15 protein-coding genes and 1 pseudogene are annotated in these 17276 nt (G+C 65.1%); 1 reads left to right on the top strand and 15 read right to left on the bottom strand.

Annotation, left to right across the window (positions count from 1 at the left end):
• Window positions 1–282, bottom strand: a pseudogene (locus tag RT131_RS09355) (M23 family peptidase); the annotation flags it as partial.
• Between the two features lie 12 nt (window positions 283–294).
• Here RT131_RS09355 and RT131_RS09360 point away from each other — a divergent pair.
• Window positions 295–729 (top strand): DciA family protein, encoded by a 435-nt coding sequence (locus RT131_RS09360; protein ID WP_313172309.1) that lies wholly within the window; start codon window positions 295–297, stop codon window positions 727–729.
• A gap of 225 nt (window positions 730–954) precedes the next feature.
• Here RT131_RS09360 and lpxC read toward each other — a convergent pair whose 3' ends face one another.
• The 14 genes from lpxC to mraZ form a co-directional block, all read right to left on the bottom strand.
• Complete coding sequence (gene lpxC / locus RT131_RS09365) at window positions 955–1866, bottom strand: UDP-3-O-acyl-N-acetylglucosamine deacetylase (protein WP_313172311.1); 912 nt, start codon at window positions 1864–1866, stop codon at window positions 955–957.
• A 282-nt stretch (window positions 1867–2148) separates the two neighbouring features.
• On the bottom strand, window positions 2149–3375 hold the full coding sequence (ftsZ, locus tag RT131_RS09370; protein WP_313172313.1) for a cell division protein FtsZ: 1227 nt from the start codon (window positions 3373–3375) through the stop codon (window positions 2149–2151).
• Between the two features lie 217 nt (window positions 3376–3592).
• On the bottom strand, window positions 3593–4828 hold the full coding sequence (gene ftsA, locus RT131_RS09375; RefSeq protein WP_282266374.1) for a cell division protein FtsA: 1236 nt from the start codon (window positions 4826–4828) through the stop codon (window positions 3593–3595).
• The gene (locus RT131_RS09380) at window positions 4825–5553 is read right to left on the bottom strand and encodes a cell division protein FtsQ/DivIB (protein WP_313172315.1); all 729 of its coding nucleotides are present in this window, start codon (window positions 5551–5553) and stop codon (window positions 4825–4827) included. Before RT131_RS09380 ends, ftsA begins: the two co-directional genes overlap by 4 nt.
• A 91-nt stretch (window positions 5554–5644) precedes the next feature.
• Entirely contained in the window at window positions 5645–7081 is a 1437-nt protein-coding gene (gene murC, locus RT131_RS09385) for a UDP-N-acetylmuramate--L-alanine ligase (protein ID WP_313172317.1), read from the bottom strand.
• Window positions 7082–7124: 43 nt separating this feature from the next.
• Window positions 7125–8222, bottom strand: coding sequence for an undecaprenyldiphospho-muramoylpentapeptide beta-N-acetylglucosaminyltransferase (murG, locus tag RT131_RS09390; protein WP_313172319.1), 1098 nt, complete (start codon window positions 8220–8222; stop codon window positions 7125–7127).
• A complete protein-coding gene (gene ftsW, locus RT131_RS09395; protein WP_313172321.1) occupies window positions 8222–9541 on the bottom strand; it encodes a putative lipid II flippase FtsW in 1320 nt (439 codons plus the stop codon). The genes murG and ftsW overlap by 1 nt, the downstream gene beginning before the upstream one ends.
• Window positions 9541–10626: a phospho-N-acetylmuramoyl-pentapeptide-transferase gene (mraY, locus tag RT131_RS09400; protein ID WP_282266363.1), complete on the bottom strand. Its 1086-nt coding sequence runs from the start codon at window positions 10624–10626 to the stop codon at window positions 9541–9543. Before mraY ends, ftsW begins: the two co-directional genes overlap by 1 nt.
• Window positions 10616–11998 carry a UDP-N-acetylmuramoyl-tripeptide--D-alanyl-D-alanine ligase gene (murF, locus tag RT131_RS09405; protein WP_313172323.1) on the bottom strand — a complete coding sequence of 461 codons (1383 nt, stop codon included), beginning with the start codon at window positions 11996–11998 and terminating at the stop codon, window positions 10616–10618. Before murF ends, mraY begins: the two co-directional genes overlap by 11 nt.
• A complete protein-coding gene (locus RT131_RS09410) occupies window positions 11995–13473 on the bottom strand; it encodes a UDP-N-acetylmuramoyl-L-alanyl-D-glutamate--2,6-diaminopimelate ligase (RefSeq protein WP_313172325.1) in 1479 nt (492 codons plus the stop codon). Before RT131_RS09410 ends, murF begins: the two co-directional genes overlap by 4 nt.
• 8 nt (window positions 13474–13481) lie before the next feature.
• The gene (locus RT131_RS09415; protein WP_313172327.1) at window positions 13482–15344 is read right to left on the bottom strand and encodes a penicillin-binding transpeptidase domain-containing protein; all 1863 of its coding nucleotides are present in this window, start codon (window positions 15342–15344) and stop codon (window positions 13482–13484) included.
• Complete coding sequence (gene ftsL / locus RT131_RS09420) at window positions 15341–15604, bottom strand: cell division protein FtsL (protein WP_057633384.1); 264 nt, start codon at window positions 15602–15604, stop codon at window positions 15341–15343. The genes RT131_RS09415 and ftsL overlap by 4 nt, the downstream gene beginning before the upstream one ends.
• Complete coding sequence (rsmH, locus tag RT131_RS09425) at window positions 15601–16569, bottom strand: 16S rRNA (cytosine(1402)-N(4))-methyltransferase RsmH (RefSeq protein ID WP_313172648.1); 969 nt, start codon at window positions 16567–16569, stop codon at window positions 15601–15603. Before rsmH ends, ftsL begins: the two co-directional genes overlap by 4 nt.
• A 14-nt stretch (window positions 16570–16583) precedes the next feature.
• Window positions 16584–17030, bottom strand: coding sequence for a division/cell wall cluster transcriptional repressor MraZ (mraZ, locus tag RT131_RS09430; RefSeq protein ID WP_057627453.1), 447 nt, complete (start codon window positions 17028–17030; stop codon window positions 16584–16586).
• Between the last annotated feature and the right edge of the window lie 246 nt (window positions 17031–17276).

Consider the following 17276-nt stretch of genomic DNA (forward strand, 5'->3'; position numbering starts at 1 on the left):
CGCCTGCAGCTCGCCGAGGCGGGCAGCCAGCGCGTTGACCTGGGTCTGCGCATCGGCGCGGACCTTGGCCAGTTCCTGCTGCTGGTGGTCGACCTTGGACTGCAGCGCCGCGTCGCCGGCCATGCCGATGGCGAAGCTCAGCGCCACACCCATCAGGCAGCCCAGGCCAAGTACGCTACCCAGCAAGGCTTGAGGACGATCCTCGAAGAACATCTGAACACGTGATAACGGCGTCTTGGCCTTCTGTTCACGCGTTTTGATTACGATCTTTTTAAATGTCATTGAAGAATTCTTATGTCAGAGCCGAAATCCAGTGTTCGTTCCCGTTCCGCGCCCAAACAGGCGCTGGAAGCGGCAATGGCGGACAAAGCAGGAAATCCGCTGCGCCGGGCCCTGTGGCTCGATGCGATGGACCGGCAATTGCGCCCCCATTTGCCGCCGGCGCTGGCTAACCGTTGCCGGTTGGCCAATGTGGACGGCGAACACCTCGTTTTTCTCGTCGAATCACCGGTGTGGCACGCCAAAGTGAGGCTTGCCGAAGACCAGTTGCTCGACGCGGCCCGATCCATCGGGCTGAAGGCCACCCGGGTGACCGTCAAGACTGCGACCGCGTCCGCGCACTCCCCAGTGCGTAACGACCAACGCAGTACCGCAGTAAGCCAAGCCACGCATAAAGGACTGCGCGACGCCTTGGCAGCCCTGCAGGATGTGAAATCCACAAAATCCTGAAGGCCACCGGGAACCTGATCGGCCCCGGTCTCCACCTGGCCGTCTTGCGGGCCGGATTGGAGGCAGCAGGAATCCTAGCCGCGGAATGCAGCGAAGGAGTTAGTCTTTTGTTAATTAATAGTTAAATTCAGACTGGAACCCGGATCGGGTTCACACAATGACGACAATTAGGACTAGTCGTAGTTTGTGAAGGCCGTGTCTCTTACGACCTGACCAATATTTAACTTAGGCGTAGGCCGGGACGCCGTACAGCACCGGCTCCGCTGCCACCGGCGAGTCGTAACTGGCCCATTCCCAGGCACTCTGGTCAGCCAGCAAGGCACGCACCAGCTTGTTGTTGAGCGCGTGGCCGGACTTGAAACCCTCATAGGCACCGAGCACCTGGCCGCCGGCCAGGTACAGGTCACCGATGGCGTCCAGGATCTTGTGGCGGACGAATTCGTCGGTGTAGCGCAGGCCGTCATCATTCAATACGCGGAACTCGTCGAGCACGATGGCATTGTCCATCGAGCCGCCCAGGCCCAGGTTGCGCTCACGCATGTATTCGAGGTCACGCATGAAGCCGAAGGTACGGGCGCGCGAGATTTCCTTGATATAGGCCGCAGAGGAGAACTCGATCTCCACCCGCGACTGCTTGGCCGGGATCATCGGGTGGTCGAACTGGATGGTGAAACCCAGCTTGTAGCCTTCGTACGGCTCGAACCGGGCGATCTTGTCGCCGTCGCGCACTTCCACCGTCTTGAGGATGCGCAGGAAACGCTTGGCCGCGCCCTGCTCGACGATGCCCGCCGACTGCAGCAGGAACACGAACGGACCCGACGAACCGTCCATGATCGGCAGTTCGGCCGAAGACAGTTCGACGATGACGTTGTCCACGCCGAGACCGGCCAGGGCCGACATCAGGTGTTCGACGGTCTGGATCTTGGCGCCTTCACAGGTCAAACCGGTGCACAGGGTGACTTCGGTGACCAGATCGGCACGGGCCGGGACTTCCACCACCGGATCCAGGTCCACCCGTCGGAACACGATGCCATGGTCAACCGGTGCCGGGCGCAGGGTCATATAGACCTTGTCACCGCTGTGCAGGCCGACGCCGGTGGCGCGGATCGTGTTCTTGAGAGTGCGTTGCTGGATCATGTGTGTAAGGCCGGAGGGGCCGCGCAGGCGCAGCCAGGGGGACAAACAAGAATAACACGCGTTAACACGCGCCCTTCGCGGTGCAAAAACCGCCCGTCAGCTGCCGTCCAGTACCGAAAATATCGCCGGGCCGGCCTTGGCCCGGCGATAAAGGACATGGTCTTTCCATCGGGGTGGACAGCCCCGACGTATCAGCTCTGCATCCAGAGGCCGACCAGTCCGACCCGCGGCGCCGTTGCCGGCGCAAGCGCTGATCGGGCCTGGATGGCCCCTGCTACCGCATCAGTCGGCCTGGCGGCGCAGGAACGCCGGGATGTCCAGGTAGTCATTCGGCAGCTCTGCAGCCGCCGGCGACGCCGACGCGGTGGAAGCAGACACGGTGTCCGAGCTCGGACGACGCAGGCCCATGCCCATGGTGTGACCCACGGCCTTGGCCACGGCATCGGCCGGGCTCTCGTACTCGTCGAACTCGGCCTGGCCGGTGGTGGCGTTGCGCACCAGCTTGATCGGGCCGCGCTCACCCGGGCGCTGCGCGTTCTTGGCAACGGCACGGTTCAGGCCGGTGGCAACCACGGTCACCTTGATCTCGTCACCCAGATCCGGATCGATCACGGTGCCGATCACAACAGTGGCGTCTTCCGAAGCGAAGGCATGCACGGTGCGGCCGATTTCGTCGAACTCGCTCATGGTGATGTCGGTGCCAGCGCTGATGTTGACCAGCACGCCATTGGCGCCGGCCAGGTTCACGTCGTCCAGCAGCGGGTTCTGGATCGCGGCTTCGGCAGCGGCCTGGGCGCGGTCATCACCACGTGCGGTGCCGGTGCCCATCATCGCCAGGCCCATTTCCGACATCACGGTACGCACGTCGGCGAAGTCGACGTTGATCAGGCCCGGACGCACGATCAGATCGGCGATGCCCTGCACGGCGCCTTGCAGCACGTCATTGGCAGCACGGAAAGCCTGCACCATGGTGGCGTTGCGGCCGAGCACGGTGATCAGCTTTTCGTTCGGGATGGTGATCAGCGAATCGACGTGCTGGCTCAGCTCCTCGATGCCCTTCAGCGCCACCTGCATGCGGCGACGGCCTTCGAACGGGAACGGCTTGGTGACCACGGCCACGGTCAGGATGCCCATTTCCTTGGCCAGCTGTGCCACCACCGGTGCCGCACCGGTGCCGGTGCCGCCACCCATGCCGGCGGTGATGAACACCATGTCCGCACCCTGCAGGGCGTCCATGATGCGCTCACGGTCTTCCAGTGCGGCCTGGCGGCCGACTTCCGGGTTGGCGCCTGCGCCCAGACCCTTGGTTACGTTGGTGCCCAGCTGCAGCTGCAGCTTGGCGCCACAATTCTTGATGGCCTGCGAGTCGGTGTTGGCGGTGATGAATTCCACGCCATCCACGCTGCTGTTGACCATGTGCGCCACGGCGTTACCACCGCCGCCGCCCACGCCAACGACCTTGATCACCGCGTTCGGTGCCATCTTTTCAATCAGTTCGAAATGCGCCATGTCCATGTCCTCTCTATTGCCGTGATTGGTTCGGGCATCCGGGAAGAATCCTTCTCCTTCTGCGCCCGCCCGCACCGGCGAGTTGTTTTAGGTGTACCGCATCGGGTTGCCCCTGCGCGGTGGTTGTTGCTTGCTTCAATGACTGCGTTACTGCACTTCGTCTTGCCTTACTGCTTGCCCTTCTGACTGCCTCACTGCCCTACCACCGGTGCCGCGCTCAGAACTCGCCGCGGAACCAATTCTTCAACTTGTTGAACATGCTGCCGGCGCGCCCGGTGGGCAGCGACGGGCGGCGCGGGTGTTCGATCTGGCTGCCCATCAGCAGCAGGCCCACGCCGGTGGCATGCACCGGATTGCCGACCACTTCGCCCAGGCCGGTGACGTGCTGCGGAATGCCCACACGTACCGGCATCTGCAGCATTTCCTCGGCCAGCTCGACCACGCCTTCCATCTTCGAGGCGCCACCGCTGAGCACCAGGCCGGCACGCACCATTTCCTCGAAGCCCGAGCGGCGCAGTTCGGCCTGCACCATCTCGAAGATTTCCTCGTAACGCCCCTGCACCGCCTGCGCCAGCGAATGACGCGGCATGCGACGCGGCGGACGGTCGCCGACCGACGGCACCTGGATGCTTTCCTCGGCGGTCGCCATCTGCGCCAACGCGCAGGCGTAACGCACCTTGATCTGCTCCGCTTCCGGGGTCGGCGTGCGCAGCATGTGGGCAATGTCGTTGGTGACGTGGTCACCGGCGATCGGCAGCGAGGCGGTGTGGCAGATCGCGCCCTGCACGAACACCGCGATATCGGTGGTGCCGGCGCCGATGTCGACCATCACCACGCCGAGCTCGCGCTCGTCGGCGGTCAGCACTGCCACGCTGGAAGCCAGCGAGGACAGCACCAGGTCGTCGACCTGCAGGCCGCAGCGCTGCACGCACTTGCTGACATTGGCGGCGGCCGACTGCGCGCACACCACCAGGTGCGCATGCACTTCCAGGCGCACGCCGGTCATGCCGACCGGGTTGCGGATGCCTTCCTGCGAATCATCCAGCACATATTCGCGCGGGATCGCATGCAGGATCTTCTGGTCGGCGGGGATGGCCACGGCCTTGGCCGCCTCCAGCACGCGGTCCAGGTCGCCCCAGCTCACCTCGCCTTCGCGGATCGGGGTGATGCCCTGCGAATTGCGGCACTGCACGTGGTTGCCGGAGATCGAGGCGTACACCGAACGGATCTCGCAGCCGGCCATCAGTTCGGCTTCTTCGATGGCGCGCTGGATCGACTGCACGGTGGATTCGATGTCCACCACCACGCCGCGCTTGAGACCGCGCGACTCGTGCGAGCCAATGCCGATGACCTCGATCGGGCTACCCGGCGAGTACTCGCCGACCAACGCCACCACCTTGGAGGTGCCGATATCCAGGCCAACGATCAGTGATTTGTCTCCCTTGCGGTTCATGTCCTGTCCTGCGTCTGCTTTGTTGCCGGCGGCGGGGTTCCCCAGCTCAGCGTGAATCCATTGGTATAGCGAAGGTCGGCGCGCACGATCGGCACCTGGGTGCGGGTCAGCTGCGGCAACACGCGCACGAAGCGACTCAGGCGTGAGCGTGCATCGTTGCGGCCGATGACCACTTCGGTGCCGTTGTCCAGTGCCAGCGACCAGCTGCCGCGCGCGTCCATCGCGACTTTGCGTACGTCCACACCGGCCGGTGCGAACAGTGCGCGTGAATCGTTGTACAGCTCCACCACTTCGGTGGTCATGCCATCGGGGCCATCGAGTTCGGGCAGCGGCGCGTTCTCCAGACCGTGCGGCACCGCGAACAAGCGGCCTTGCTCGGACAGCAGGCGATCCTTGCCCCAGCGTGCAAACGGACGGTGCTCGACGATGCTCACCTCCAGCACATCCGGCCACTGCTTGCGGACCTGCGCGCTTTCCACCCACGGCAGCTTTTCCACTGCCGCCTGCGCGTCCTGCAACTTCACTGCGAAGAAGCCGGAGCGTGCATAGGGCAGCAAGGTCTTCTGCAGTTCTTCCGCCGGCACCCGCTTGAACTCGCCGTGCACGCGCAGCTTGGCCAACGGCCAGCGTTCGGCACCGACCCAACCGTTGACCACGGCCACGACCGGCAACACCACCAAGGCGATGGCCAGCAGCCAGGCAAGCATGCGCAGGAGGGCATTCATCGCGCGCCCTCCCCTGCAGCGCGGCCGCAGGCAGCCGTCGCAGCCCGCATCGCGGTTGCGTGGGTACGGCGCAGCAGCAGCGCGGCAAACATCATTCGCCCTTGCTCTCCTTGAAGCCCTCGGTGATCACCTGCTGGGCAACGGCACCGATGTCGCCGGCGCCCATCATCAGCAGCAGATCGCCGTCCTGCAGTACGTCCGGCAGCACCGAGCCCAGGTCGGCGGCATGCCCCACCACCACCGGCTCACTGCGGCCGCGCGCGCGGATGGCACGTGCCAACGACTTGGAATCGGCACCGGGAATCGGCGCTTCGCCGGCCGGATAGACTTCGCTCAGCACCAGTGCGTCCACTTCCGACAACACGGCAGCGAACGCATCGAACTGATCGCGGGTACGGCTGTAACGGTGCGGCTGGAAAGCCACCACCAGGCGCTTGTCCGGCCAGCCGCCACGGGCAGCGGCGAACACCGCTTCCAGCTCACGTGGGTGGTGACCATAGTCGTCGATCACGCGCACCTTGGCGCCCTTGTGGGTGGTGACTTCGCCAAGATCGTTGAAGCGACGACCAACGCCTTCGAACTTCTCCAGCGCGGTGGCGATGTCTTCCGGCGACACGCCCAACTGCCAGGCAACCGCAGCAGCGGCCAGCGCATTGAGCACGTTGTGCTTGCCCGGCAGTGCCAGCGTGACCGGCACGCTGGTGCCTTCCGGCAGGCGCAGGGTGAAGCGCATGCGCGGACCATCCTGCACCACGTCTTCGGCGCGTACGTCGGCATTGCTGCTCAGGCCGTAGCTCATCACGTGACGTGGGGTCTTGGCGGCCAGCGCAGCCACTTCCGGATCATCGATGCACAGCACCGCCAGACCATAGAACGGCAAGCGCTGCAGGAACTCGGCGAACGCTGCCTGCACACGGGCGAAGTCGTTGCCGTAGTTCTCAAGATGGTCGGCGTCGATGTTGGTGATCACCGCCACCAGCGGGTTCAGGCGCAGGAAGCTGCCGTCGCTTTCATCGGCCTCGGCCACCAGCCACTGGCCGCCACCGAGCTTGGCATTGGCACCGGCCGCCAGCAGCTGGCCGCCAATCACGAAGGTCGGGTCCAGCTTGCCTTCGCTCAGGATGGCGGCGGTCAGCGAGGTGGTGGTGGTCTTGCCATGGGTACCGGCGACGGCGATGCCGCGACGGAAACGCATCAGTTCAGCCAGCATCGCCGCGCGCGGCATGATCGGAATGCGCTGGCTGCGCGCTTCCATCAGCTCGGGGTTGTCTTCGCGGATGGCACTGGAGACCACGATGCAATCGGTGCCCAGCACGTTGGCCGCGGAATGGCCGCGCATGACGCGCGCGCCCAACCGCGCCAGTCGGCGGGTGGCTGCGTTGTCGGCGTTGTCGGAACCGGAGACTTCATAGCCCAGGGTCAGCATCACTTCGGCGATGCCGCTCATTCCGGTGCCGCCGATGCCGACGAAATGCACGCGCGGGAAGGCGCGAACCAGGTCGGTGGTGTCGTTGAGGCGGCGGATCATGCCTGGCCTCCGGTGTGGCTGGCGCGGGTGCGCGGTGCCGTGTTCATGCTGCTTCCTCAAGAATGATGTCTGCGATGCGTTCGGCCGCATCGACCTTGGCCAACCCACGCGCGGCTTGCGCCATCTGCATGCGGTGGCCGGGATTGTTTGCCAGCGTGCGCAGCACGCCTTCCAGGTTGGTTGCCAATGCGTCGTCCTGCTTGAGCAGTTCGGCGGCACCGCGCTCGACCAGGTATTCGGCATTGCGGGTCTGGTGGTCGTCGACCGCAGCGGCGAACGGCACCAGCACGCTGCCGATACCGACCGCGCACAACTCGCCCAGGGTCGAAGCGCCGGAACGGCACACCACCAGATCGGCCCAGCTGTAGGCGGCGGCCATGTCCTTGATGAACATGTCGACGCGACCTTCCACGCCAGCGGCACGGTAGGCCTGCAGCGCTTCTTCGTGCAGCTTCTCGCCGCACTGGTGCCAGACCTCGATGGCGACGTTGTCGCCCAGCGCGGCCAGGGCCTTGGGCATGGCATTGTTCAACGCGCGAGCGCCCTGGCTACCGCCCAGCACCAACACCCGCATCGGGCCACTACGACCGGCCAGACGCTGCTCGGGTGCCGGCAATGCGGCGATCTCGGCACGTACCGGGTTGCCAACCACTTCTTCCTTGCCACCGGCGAAGCTGCCCGGGAAACCGGACAGCACACGGCGCGCAAAGCGCGACAGGATGCGGTTGGTCATGCCTGGCGCGCGGTTCTGTTCGTGCACCAGCAGCGGCAGGCCAAGCAGGCGCGCGGCCATGCCACCGGGGCCAGAGGCGAAGCCACCAAAGGCCACCACTGCGCGTGGCTTGCGATCACGCAGCACATAGCCGGCACTACGGATCGCCCGCATCACCCGGATCGGCGCGCCCAGCAAGGCCAGTTTGCCCTTGCCGCGCAGGCCGGAGATGGCCAGCGTATCGACGTGGATGTCATGCTGCGGCACCAGACGGGTTTCCATCGCGCCATCGGCTCCCAGCCAGGTGACCGGGATGCCGCGCTCACGCAGCACCTTGGCCACGGCCAGGCCCGGGAAGATATGGCCGCCGGTACCACCGGCCATGATCATCACCGGACGCAGGTCCTTGTTGCTGTTCGCCAAGGCCATTACGCGATCCTCCCGAAGGTCGGCTCGACGCGCTGCTGCATGCGGCTGGTGCCACGTGCGGCACTGCTCTGCGCTGCTGCGGCAACCGCGGTGGCGGTGTCCATGCGCGGCTCGGCCGGTGCGGCATCACGCACTTCGACCACATCCAGTTCGGCGCCCTCGAGGTCCTCGCGCACTTCCTGGCGGCGCACCGCACGGTTGTATTCGTAGGACACGCGCAGCAGCAGGCCCATTGCCACGCAGGTCATCATCACACTGGAGCCACCGGAGGAAATCAGCGGCAGGGTCAGGCCCTTGGTCGGCAGCATGCCCAGGTTCACGCCAATCGAGACGAAGGTCTGCAGGCTGATCCACAGGGCGATGCCGAAGGCGATGTAGCCGGCAAAATGGCGGCGCATCTCGATGCAGCGCAGGCCCAGCCAGAACGCACGGCCGACCAGCAGCACGTACAGGCTGATGATGCCGCACACGCCAAGGAAACCCAGCTCTTCGGCAATCACCGAGAAGATGAAGTCGGTATGCGATTCGGGCAGGTAGTTGAGCTTCTGGATCGATGCACCCAGACCCACGCCGGTCCACTCACCGCGGCCGATCGCCATCAGCGCATTGGACAGCTGGTAGCCCGAACCCAGCTGGTCCTGCCACGGATCCATGAACGAGGTGACACGGCGCATGCGGTAGGGCTCGAAGATCACCAGCGCGACCAGGCCCGGCAGCAGCAACAGCACCGGCAGGATGATGCGCTTGATCTGCGCACCACCCAACACCAGCATGCAGGTGGTGATGCCCAGCAGCAGCATCGACGAACCAAAATCAGGCTGCAGCAGCAGCAGCACGACCAGCACGCCGACCACGCCGACCGGCTTGAGCATGGCCTGCCAGGTGGCATTGACCTCGTCGCGGAAACGCACCAGGTAACTGGACAACCAGACGATGTACAGCACCTTGACCGCTTCCACGGTCTGGAACTTGGAGAAGCCCAGGTTGATCCAGCGCTGTGCGCCGTTGACGCTGCTGCCCAGGCCCGGCACGAACACCACGATCAGCAGGGCGAAACAGCCCAGCAACAGCAGCTGGTTGTACTTCTCGATTTCCTTGAGCTCCACCCGCATCGTCACCGCGGCGAGGATCACGCCGATGGCGATGAACACCAGGTGGCGGGTGAGGTAGTAGAACGGACTCTGCGTCAGCGCGATGGAGCTGGAAGCCACCATCACGATCCCGATCGAAGCCAGCGCCACGGCGGCGCCGAGCAGCCACTTGTCGTAGCTGCCACCAATGGCTTCAAGCCGGGTTGCCTGACGCGAGTAGTCGTCCATCAGCGCACCTTGAGGGTTGCCAGGCCGATCAGCACCAGCACCACCGAGATGATCCAGAAGCGCACGATCACGCGCGGCTCCGGCCAGCCCTTCAGCTCGAAGTGGTGATGGATCGGCGCCATCCGGAACACGCGCTTGCCGGTGAGCTTGAACGACGCCACCTGGATCATCACCGACAGGGTTTCGATCACGAACACGCCGCCCATGATCACCAGCACCAGTTCCTGGCGCACGATCACCGCGATGGTGCCGAGCACCGCGCCCAGCGCCAGCGCGCCGACGTCGCCCATGAACACCATGGCCGGATAGGTGTTGAACCAGAGGAAGCCCAGGCCCGCACCGGCAATCGCCGCGCAGATGATGACCAGTTCACCGGCACCGGGAATCTGCGGGATCTGCAGGTAGCTGGAAAACACCGCGTTGCCCGAGGCATAGGCGAACACGCCCAGCGCACAGGCCACCAGCACCGTCGGCATGATCGCCAGACCGTCCAGACCATCGGTCAGGTTGACCGCATTGGAGAAGCCGACGATCCAGAAGTAGGCAATCGCGACGAAGCTGATGCCCGCCAGCGGCAAGGCGATCGACTTGAACATCGGGATGTAGAAGGTCAATTCGGCCGGCACCACCGCGGTCTTGTACAGGAACAGACCAGCCGCCAGGCCGAAGATCGACTGCAGCAGGTACTTCCAGCGCGACTTCAGGCCATTCGGGTCGCGCTTGGCGATCTTCAACCAGTCGTCGTACCAGCCGATCGCACCGAAGCACAGCATCACCACCAGCACCAGCCACACGTAGCGGTTGCGCAGGTCACCCCACAGCAGCACCGACACCAGTACCGTGGTCAGGATCAAGCCGCCGCCCATGGTCGGCGTGCCGGCCTTGGAGAAATGCGACTGCGGGCCGTCCTTGCGGATCGGCTGGCCGCCCTTGAGCTGGGCCAGGCGGCGGATCGCCATCGGGCCCAACCACAACGACAGCGACAAGGCAGTCAGCGCGGCGAGGATGCCGCGGAAGGTGATGTAGTTGAACAACCGGAACAGGCCGTCCAACTGCTGTAGCCATCGGGCCAATTCAAGCAACATGTGTAGTGTCCTCGCCGCGCTTCAACAGCGCGGTCACGATCTTGTCCATGGCGCTGCCGCGCGAGCCTTTGACCAGGCAACGCACACCAGCATGAAGTTCGGTTTCCAGTGCAGCGGCCAGCGCGGCATGGGAGTCGAAATGGCGCCCTCCTTCGCCGAACGCCGCCGATGCCGCTGCGCTCAGCGGACCCAGCGAATACAGTCGCTTCAGCCCCGCCTCACGGGCGCGCTTACCAGCCTGCGCGTGCAGCGACTGTGCGTCCGGGCCCAGCTCACGCATATCACCCAGCACCAGCCAGCCTTCACCCTTGCCAGCGGCCAGCGCGGTGATCGCCGCAGCCAGTGAACCCGGGTTGGCGTTGTAGCTGTCGTCGATCAGCACCGCGCCATTGTCCAGCACGTGGGCGACCTGGCGGCCGGCGACCGGGCGCGCCTGCGCCAGGCCTTCGACCACCAGCGGCAACGCAATACCGGCGGCCAGTGCCATCGAGGCGGCGGCCAGTGCGTTCAGTACGTTGTGCCGACCCGGCAACTGCAGCGCGACCTCCGCATCGCCCTGCGGCGTCCGCAACTGGAAGCGCGAACCCGCCTCGTCCAGCACGATGCCGGTCGCGGTGACGTCGGCGCTGACGTCCAGACCGAAGCGGATCACCTGATGGTCACCAGCACGCGCAGCGAAGTAGGGAGAGAACGCGTCGTCGGCGTTGACCACCGCAACACCGCCATCGCGCAGATCGTCGTAGACGGCTGCCTTGGTATTGGCGATCTCCAGCAGGCTGCCCATGCGCTCCAGGTGCGCCGGGGCGACATTGTTGACGATGGACACGTCCGGTGCGGCGATGGCGGTCAGGTAGGCGATATCGCCCGGCTTGCCGGTACCCATCTCATAGATGGCGAAGTCGGCATCTTCCGGCGCATCGATCACCGCCAGCGGCAGGCCGATCTCGTTGTTGCGATTGCCCGGCGTGGCGTAGACATGCTGGCCCAGCACCGCAGCAGCGTGCTGCATCACGGCCAACAGCAGGTTCTTCACGCTGGTCTTGCCGTTGCTGCCGGTGATGGCGAACACGCGGGTAGCGCGCTGCGCCTGCATCGCCGCGGCAATCTTTGCCAGCGCCAGCTCGGTGTTGGCAACCACGATCTGCGGCACTTCCAGCGGCAACAGGCGATCCACCAACAAGGCGCTTGCGCCCTGCTCGACCGCGTTGGCGGCAAAGTCGTGTCCGTCGAAGCGCTCGCCGCGCAGGGCGACATACAGGCTGCCCACTGCCAGCGTACGCGTGTCGTTGCTGACCACATCGATGCTGGCGTCGTCGCCATGGATTTCGCCACCGGCCCAATGGGCAATCAGCGACAACGGCGTGCGCTTCATGGACGCACCTCCGCAGCAGCGGAACGGCGCGCCTGCAGCGCACGCGATGCCACATCGGTGTCATCGAAAGGATGTTTGATACCTGCAATCTCCTGGTAGGGCTCATGGCCCTTGCCGGCGATCAACACGATGTCGCCAGCCCCTGCCTGTGCGACCGCGGCGTCGATGGCGCGGGCGCGATCGCGCACCACGTTCACCTGCGCAGGCGTCACGAACCCGGCCATGATGTCGGCGACGATCACGTCGCCATTCTCGCCGCGCGGATTGTCGTCAGTGACGAACACCACGTCGGCCAATTCCTCGGCAATTGCCGCCATCTGCGGGCGCTTGCCGGTGTCACGCTCGCCACCGCAGCCGAACACGCACAGCAGGCGGCCATCCAGATGGCCGTGCAGGCTGCGCAGCGCCTGTTCCAGCGCGTCGGGCGTGTGCGCGTAATCGATGACCACGGTCGGTTCACCCTGACCGCCGAGGCGGTTCATGCGACCCCGGATCGGCTGCAGCTGACCCAGCACCTTGGCGATGCTGGCGCTGGTTTCGCCCAGGCCATGCAGCGCACCGGCCACGGCCAGCAGGTTGTCGACGTTGAAGCGGCCCAGCAGCGGCGAGCGCAGCGCGTGGCGTTCATCACCGATGACCAGATCGAAACCCAGGCCCTGCCCGTCCAGCACCAGCTTCTCGGCGCGGATGGTGGCGCCAGCCTGGCCGGTCGAGCTCAGGCCAATCCCCTGCACGTCGGCTGCCAGCGTGGTGATCAGCTCGCGGCCAAACGCATCGTCCAGATTGATCGCCGCTGCCTTCAGGCCCGGACGGTGGAACAACTTGGCCTTGGCCGCGCCATAGGCCTGCATGTCGCCGTGGTAATCAAGATGGTCACGGGTGAGGTTGGTAAACACCGCCACGTCGTAGTGCACGGCATCAACGCGGCCCTGGTCCAGTGCGTGCGAGCTGACTTCCATCGCCACCGCCTTGGCGCCGCCATCGCGCAGCTGGGCCAGCACTTCATGCATCTGCAGCACCAGCGGCGTGGTGAAGCCGGTCGGCACCACATCGCCGTACAGGCCAACACCCAGCGTGCCGATCGAGCCACTGGGCTTGCCCAGCAGATGCCAGGCCTGACCAAGCAACTGCACGGTCGAGGTCTTGCCGTTGGTGCCGGTGACGCCAACCATGGTCATCGCCCGCGACGGCTGGCCGTGGAACTGGTCGGCCATCGCGCCCATGCGCGAACGCAGACCGGGCACGGCGATGGCATCGACCGGTGCCGGCAGCTCCGCCGGAGCCGGCGGATCAAACAGGATTGCGGCCGCGCCGGCAGCCTTGGCCTGCTCGACAAAGCCCAGGCCATGCGCGCCAAAGCCGGCGATTGCGACGAACGCATCACCGGCGCGCACATGCCGTGAATCCAGAACCAGGCCGCCGATCTGCGGATCCTGCGGCAGGACCAGATCCGGCAGCAGCTGTGACAATTTCATTGTGTGGCTCACTGGCGCACCTCCGTGGCGGCAGGCGTCGGAGCGACGGCCGTCGGCAGTGCGGCATCAAATTCGGCCGTGGCATTGGGCGCCTCGTCCGGGTCCTGCGGAATCGGCAGCGGCGCAGCACTGCTGCCCGGCTTGCCGCCCACCTTGCCTGCGGCCTGCGCGGCCAGCCACGACTGAATGTCGTCCGGCGGCACGTCCATCAAACGCAGCGTGCCTTCCATCACGTGATGGAACACCGGTGCGGAGACCAGGCCGCCGTACTGCAGCGAGCCCTGCGGGTCGTTGACCACGATCACCGCGGCGTAGCGCGGGTTGGTTGCCGGCACCACACCCGCGAACAGCAGGTTGTAGTGGCCGCGCTCGTAACCATTGGGGCCGTTCTTGCGCGCGGTGCCGGTCTTGCCGGCTACGTGATAGCCGAGGATCGCCGCCTGCTTGGCACCGCCATTGGTGACCACGGTTTCCATCATGCGCACGACCTCGCGCGCCACTTCCGGGTCGATGACCTGGCGCGCTTCGTTGCGCTGGCCCTTGATGAAGGTCGGCTGGATCACCTGCCCGCCATTGGCCAGCGCCGAGTACGCCTGGGCGATCTGCAGCGGCGTCACCGACAAGCCGTAGCCGTAGGACATGGTGGTCTTGGTGGTGCCATACCAGCTCGGGCTGCCCGGGCGCGCGACCACACCCGACGATTCGCCAGGGAAGCCGCTGTTCGGGGCGACGCCGTAGCCGAAGCCACGCACCGAGTCATAGAAGGTCTGGTCCGGGATGCGCGCCACGATCTTGGCCGCGCCGATGTTCGAGCTGCGGGTGATCACGCCGGTGACATTCAGCACACCGTTGTTACGCGGTACGTCACGGATGGTGTAGCGGCCCAGCGACATATAACCCGGGTTGGTATCGATGATCGTGTCCGGGGTGACCACATGGTTCTGCAACGCAGTGGCAATGGTCAGCGGCTTCATCGTCGAGCCGGGCTCGACCAGATCGGTGACCGCGCGGTTGCGGCGGGTGTCCGGGGTCGCGCCACTGACCGAATTCGGGTTGTAGGTCGGCAGGTTGGCCATGGCCATCACTTCGCCGGTGGCCACGTCCATGATCACGATGGAGCCACCGGCCGCCTTGTTGGTGGTGACCGCATTGCGCAGCTCGCGCATCGCCAGGAACTGGATGCGGCGGTCGATGCTCAGGGTCAGGTCCTTGCCCGGCTCGGCAGGACGCACCAGATCGATGCTCTCGACGATCGCGCCCTTGCGGTCGCGGATGACGCGCTTGGCACCGGGCTTGCCACGCAGCCATTCGTCGAAGGCCAGCTCCAGCCCTTCCTGGCCGAGATCATCGATGTTGGTGAAGCCGAGCACGTGTGCCATCGCCTCACCCTGCGGGTAATAGCGACGGAACTCGCGCTGCGAGAACACGCCCGGAATCTTCAGCGCGACCACCTGCTCGGCCACGTCCGGATTGATCCGGCGGCGCAGGTACATGAATTCCTTGTCGGCCTTCTGGGTCAGCTTGGTGGTCAGCTCATCCACCGGCAGCGACAGCGCGCGCGCCAACTCAGGAATACGCTCCGGCGCGCGCAGCAGTTCCTGCGGATTGACCCAGATCGATGCCACCGGCGTGGACACCGCCACCGGCTCGCCATTGCGGTCGGTGATCATGCCGCGCGAGGTCGGGATCGGCACATCGCGCAGGAAGCGGGCTTCGCCCTCGCGCTGGTAGAAATCGTTGTTGATCAGCTGCACGTAAGCCGCACGACCGACCAGCGTCACCGCACACAGACCCAGCCCCACGCCAACCATCAGCATGCGGTTACGCAGGTTGAACTGCGTGCGGGTACGGTTGCGGCTGGGCTTGTTCATGGCCGGATCACCACGATGTCAGCAGCCTCGGGGAACTTCATGCCGAGGCGGCCACGGGCTTCCTGGTCCACGCGCGTGGCCTGGGCCAGGGTGGCCTGTTCCAGTTGCAGGCGGCCGAACTCGATGTTGAGTTCGTCACGCGCGTGCTCCAGCTTGGACAGCTCGACGAACAGCTGGCGGTGGCGGTGGCGCATGAACACCACGCCGATTGCCGAGGCAATCGTGCATGCCAGCAGGACAATCAACAGCAGGCGGCTCATCCGGCCACCTCGCACTTCTGCGCCACGCGCAGCACGGCGCTGCGCGAGCGCGGGTTCATCGCCAGCTCGTCGTCATCGGCCTTGATGGCGCCGCCGATCAGTTCCAGCGTCGGCACGAAGACCTGCAGTTCCGGCAGCCGGCGATTGGTCGGCGGCGCCTTGGCATGGCGGTTCATGAACTGCTTGACGATGCGGTCTTCCAGCGAGTGGAAGCTGATCACGGCCAGACGGCCACCGGGCTTGAGCCGAGCCATCGCCGCGTCGAGACCGGCTTCAAGGTCGGCCAGCTCGCGGTTGATGTGGATGCGGATGGCCTGGAAGCTGCGCGTCGCCGGATGGATCTTGTCCTTGCCACGCGGCATCACCGAGGCGATCAGCTCGGCCAGTTCAGCGGTACGTGTGAACGGCTGCTTCTCACGACGGGCAACGATGGCGCGGGCGATGCGACGGCTCTGCCGCTCATCGCCATAGGTGAACAGCACGTCGGCGATTTCGCGGTCTTCGGCGCGGTTCAACCAATCCGCAGCGCTTTCACCCGAGTCCGGGTCCATGCGCATGTCCAGCGGGCCGTCCTTGCCGAAGCTGAAACCACGCTCGGCCACATCCAGCTGGGGCGAGGACACACCCAGGTCGAACAGAACGCCATCCAGACCGGCAGCGGTCTCGCTCCAGTCCAGCAGATCGGCAAAGCTGCCGCGATAGATCGAGACACGGCCGTCCGGCGCGAAATCGCGCTGGGCCACGGCAATGGCCTCGGGGTCCTTGTCCATCACCAGCAGGCGCCCTTCCGGGCCGAGTTGGCGCAGCACGCCGCCAGCGTGACCGCCACGACCGAACGTGCCATCCAGATAAGTACCGTTTTCGATCACCCTCAGGCCGTCAAGGACCTGGGTGTACAGCACCGGCAGGTGAGCCGCCGGCGGCTGCGACACCGGAGGGTGACCGGCCTGCGCTTCACCGCGCACCCGGGCACCCCGGCTCACAACTTCAGATCGAGAAGCCCATCGCCCAGATCCTCGTCAGACAACGTCTGCTGGATCAGTGCGCGATGCGCTTGCTCGCTCCACAATTCGAACTTCTCACCCATGCCCATCAGCACTGCTTTCTTCTCGATGCCCACCGCGCTGCGGTGACTGGACGGCAGGCTGATACGGCCATTGCCATCCAGTTCCAGATGGGCGGCCGAGCCGACAAGCTTCTGCTGCAGGGTGCGTACTACACGCTGGGTATTGGGCTTTGCCATTACGTCGTCCCGCACCCGCTCCCACTCCTGCTCTGAGTACAACCACAGGCAACCGGCTTCGAACGGGTTGTAGGTCAGCACAAGGCGATTACCACTGGCGCGCGCAACCAGGTCGCGGTAGGCGGTTGGCACCGCCATGCGTCCCTTGTCGTCAACCGTGATGGCAGTCTCACCCTGAAACACGCCTGAGGCACCCGTTCGTTCGTTTTGCTTGGGAAGTCATTGAACCACGAAAAACCACAAAAAACCCGGTTTTCCCTCTGATGCCCACCTTAGCAGCGACCTTAGGGTTGTCAACAACTTTCCGCGCACAAAATCACGTGCCGCATCAATGGTTTGCGCCAATGTTTAGAGAGTTGTTCAAGGTTTATCCACAAGTTACTGTTTCGTCTCAAATTTTGAGATTTGTATGAAATTCAGTGGTGTAGA

It is taken from the genome of Stenotrophomonas sp. (assembly GCF_032066555.1).
GTDB lineage: Bacteria > Pseudomonadota > Gammaproteobacteria > Xanthomonadales > Xanthomonadaceae > Stenotrophomonas.

What these genes read in the sequence shown, in the direction of transcription:
- RT131_RS09380 (WP_313172315.1), bottom strand. Translation starts at nt 5,553, where the DNA reads ATGAATGCCCTCCTGCGCATGCTTGCCTGGCTGCTGGCCATCGCCTTG.
- RT131_RS09360 (WP_313172309.1), top strand. Translation starts at nt 295, where the DNA reads ATGTCAGAGCCGAAATCCAGTGTTCGTTCCCGTTCCGCGCCCAAACAG.
- murF (WP_313172323.1), bottom strand. Translation starts at nt 11,998, where the DNA reads ATGAAGCGCACGCCGTTGTCGCTGATTGCCCATTGGGCCGGTGGCGAA.
- RT131_RS09410 (WP_313172325.1), bottom strand. Translation starts at nt 13,473, where the DNA reads ATGAAATTGTCACAGCTGCTGCCGGATCTGGTCCTGCCGCAGGATCCG.
- ftsL (WP_057633384.1), bottom strand. Translation starts at nt 15,604, where the DNA reads ATGAGCCGCCTGCTGTTGATTGTCCTGCTGGCATGCACGATTGCCTCG.
- ftsZ (WP_313172313.1), bottom strand. Translation starts at nt 3,375, where the DNA reads ATGGCGCATTTCGAACTGATTGAAAAGATGGCACCGAACGCGGTGATC.
- murC (WP_313172317.1), bottom strand. Translation starts at nt 7,081, where the DNA reads ATGATCCGCCGCCTCAACGACACCACCGACCTGGTTCGCGCCTTCCCG.
- lpxC (WP_313172311.1), bottom strand. Translation starts at nt 1,866, where the DNA reads ATGATCCAGCAACGCACTCTCAAGAACACGATCCGCGCCACCGGCGTC.
- ftsW (WP_313172321.1), bottom strand. Translation starts at nt 9,541, where the DNA reads ATGGACGACTACTCGCGTCAGGCAACCCGGCTTGAAGCCATTGGTGGC.
- ftsA (WP_282266374.1), bottom strand. Translation starts at nt 4,828, where the DNA reads ATGAACCGCAAGGGAGACAAATCACTGATCGTTGGCCTGGATATCGGC.
- murG (WP_313172319.1), bottom strand. Translation starts at nt 8,222, where the DNA reads ATGGCCTTGGCGAACAGCAACAAGGACCTGCGTCCGGTGATGATCATG.
- RT131_RS09415 (WP_313172327.1), bottom strand. Translation starts at nt 15,344, where the DNA reads ATGAACAAGCCCAGCCGCAACCGTACCCGCACGCAGTTCAACCTGCGT.
- mraY (WP_282266363.1), bottom strand. Translation starts at nt 10,626, where the DNA reads ATGTTGCTTGAATTGGCCCGATGGCTACAGCAGTTGGACGGCCTGTTC.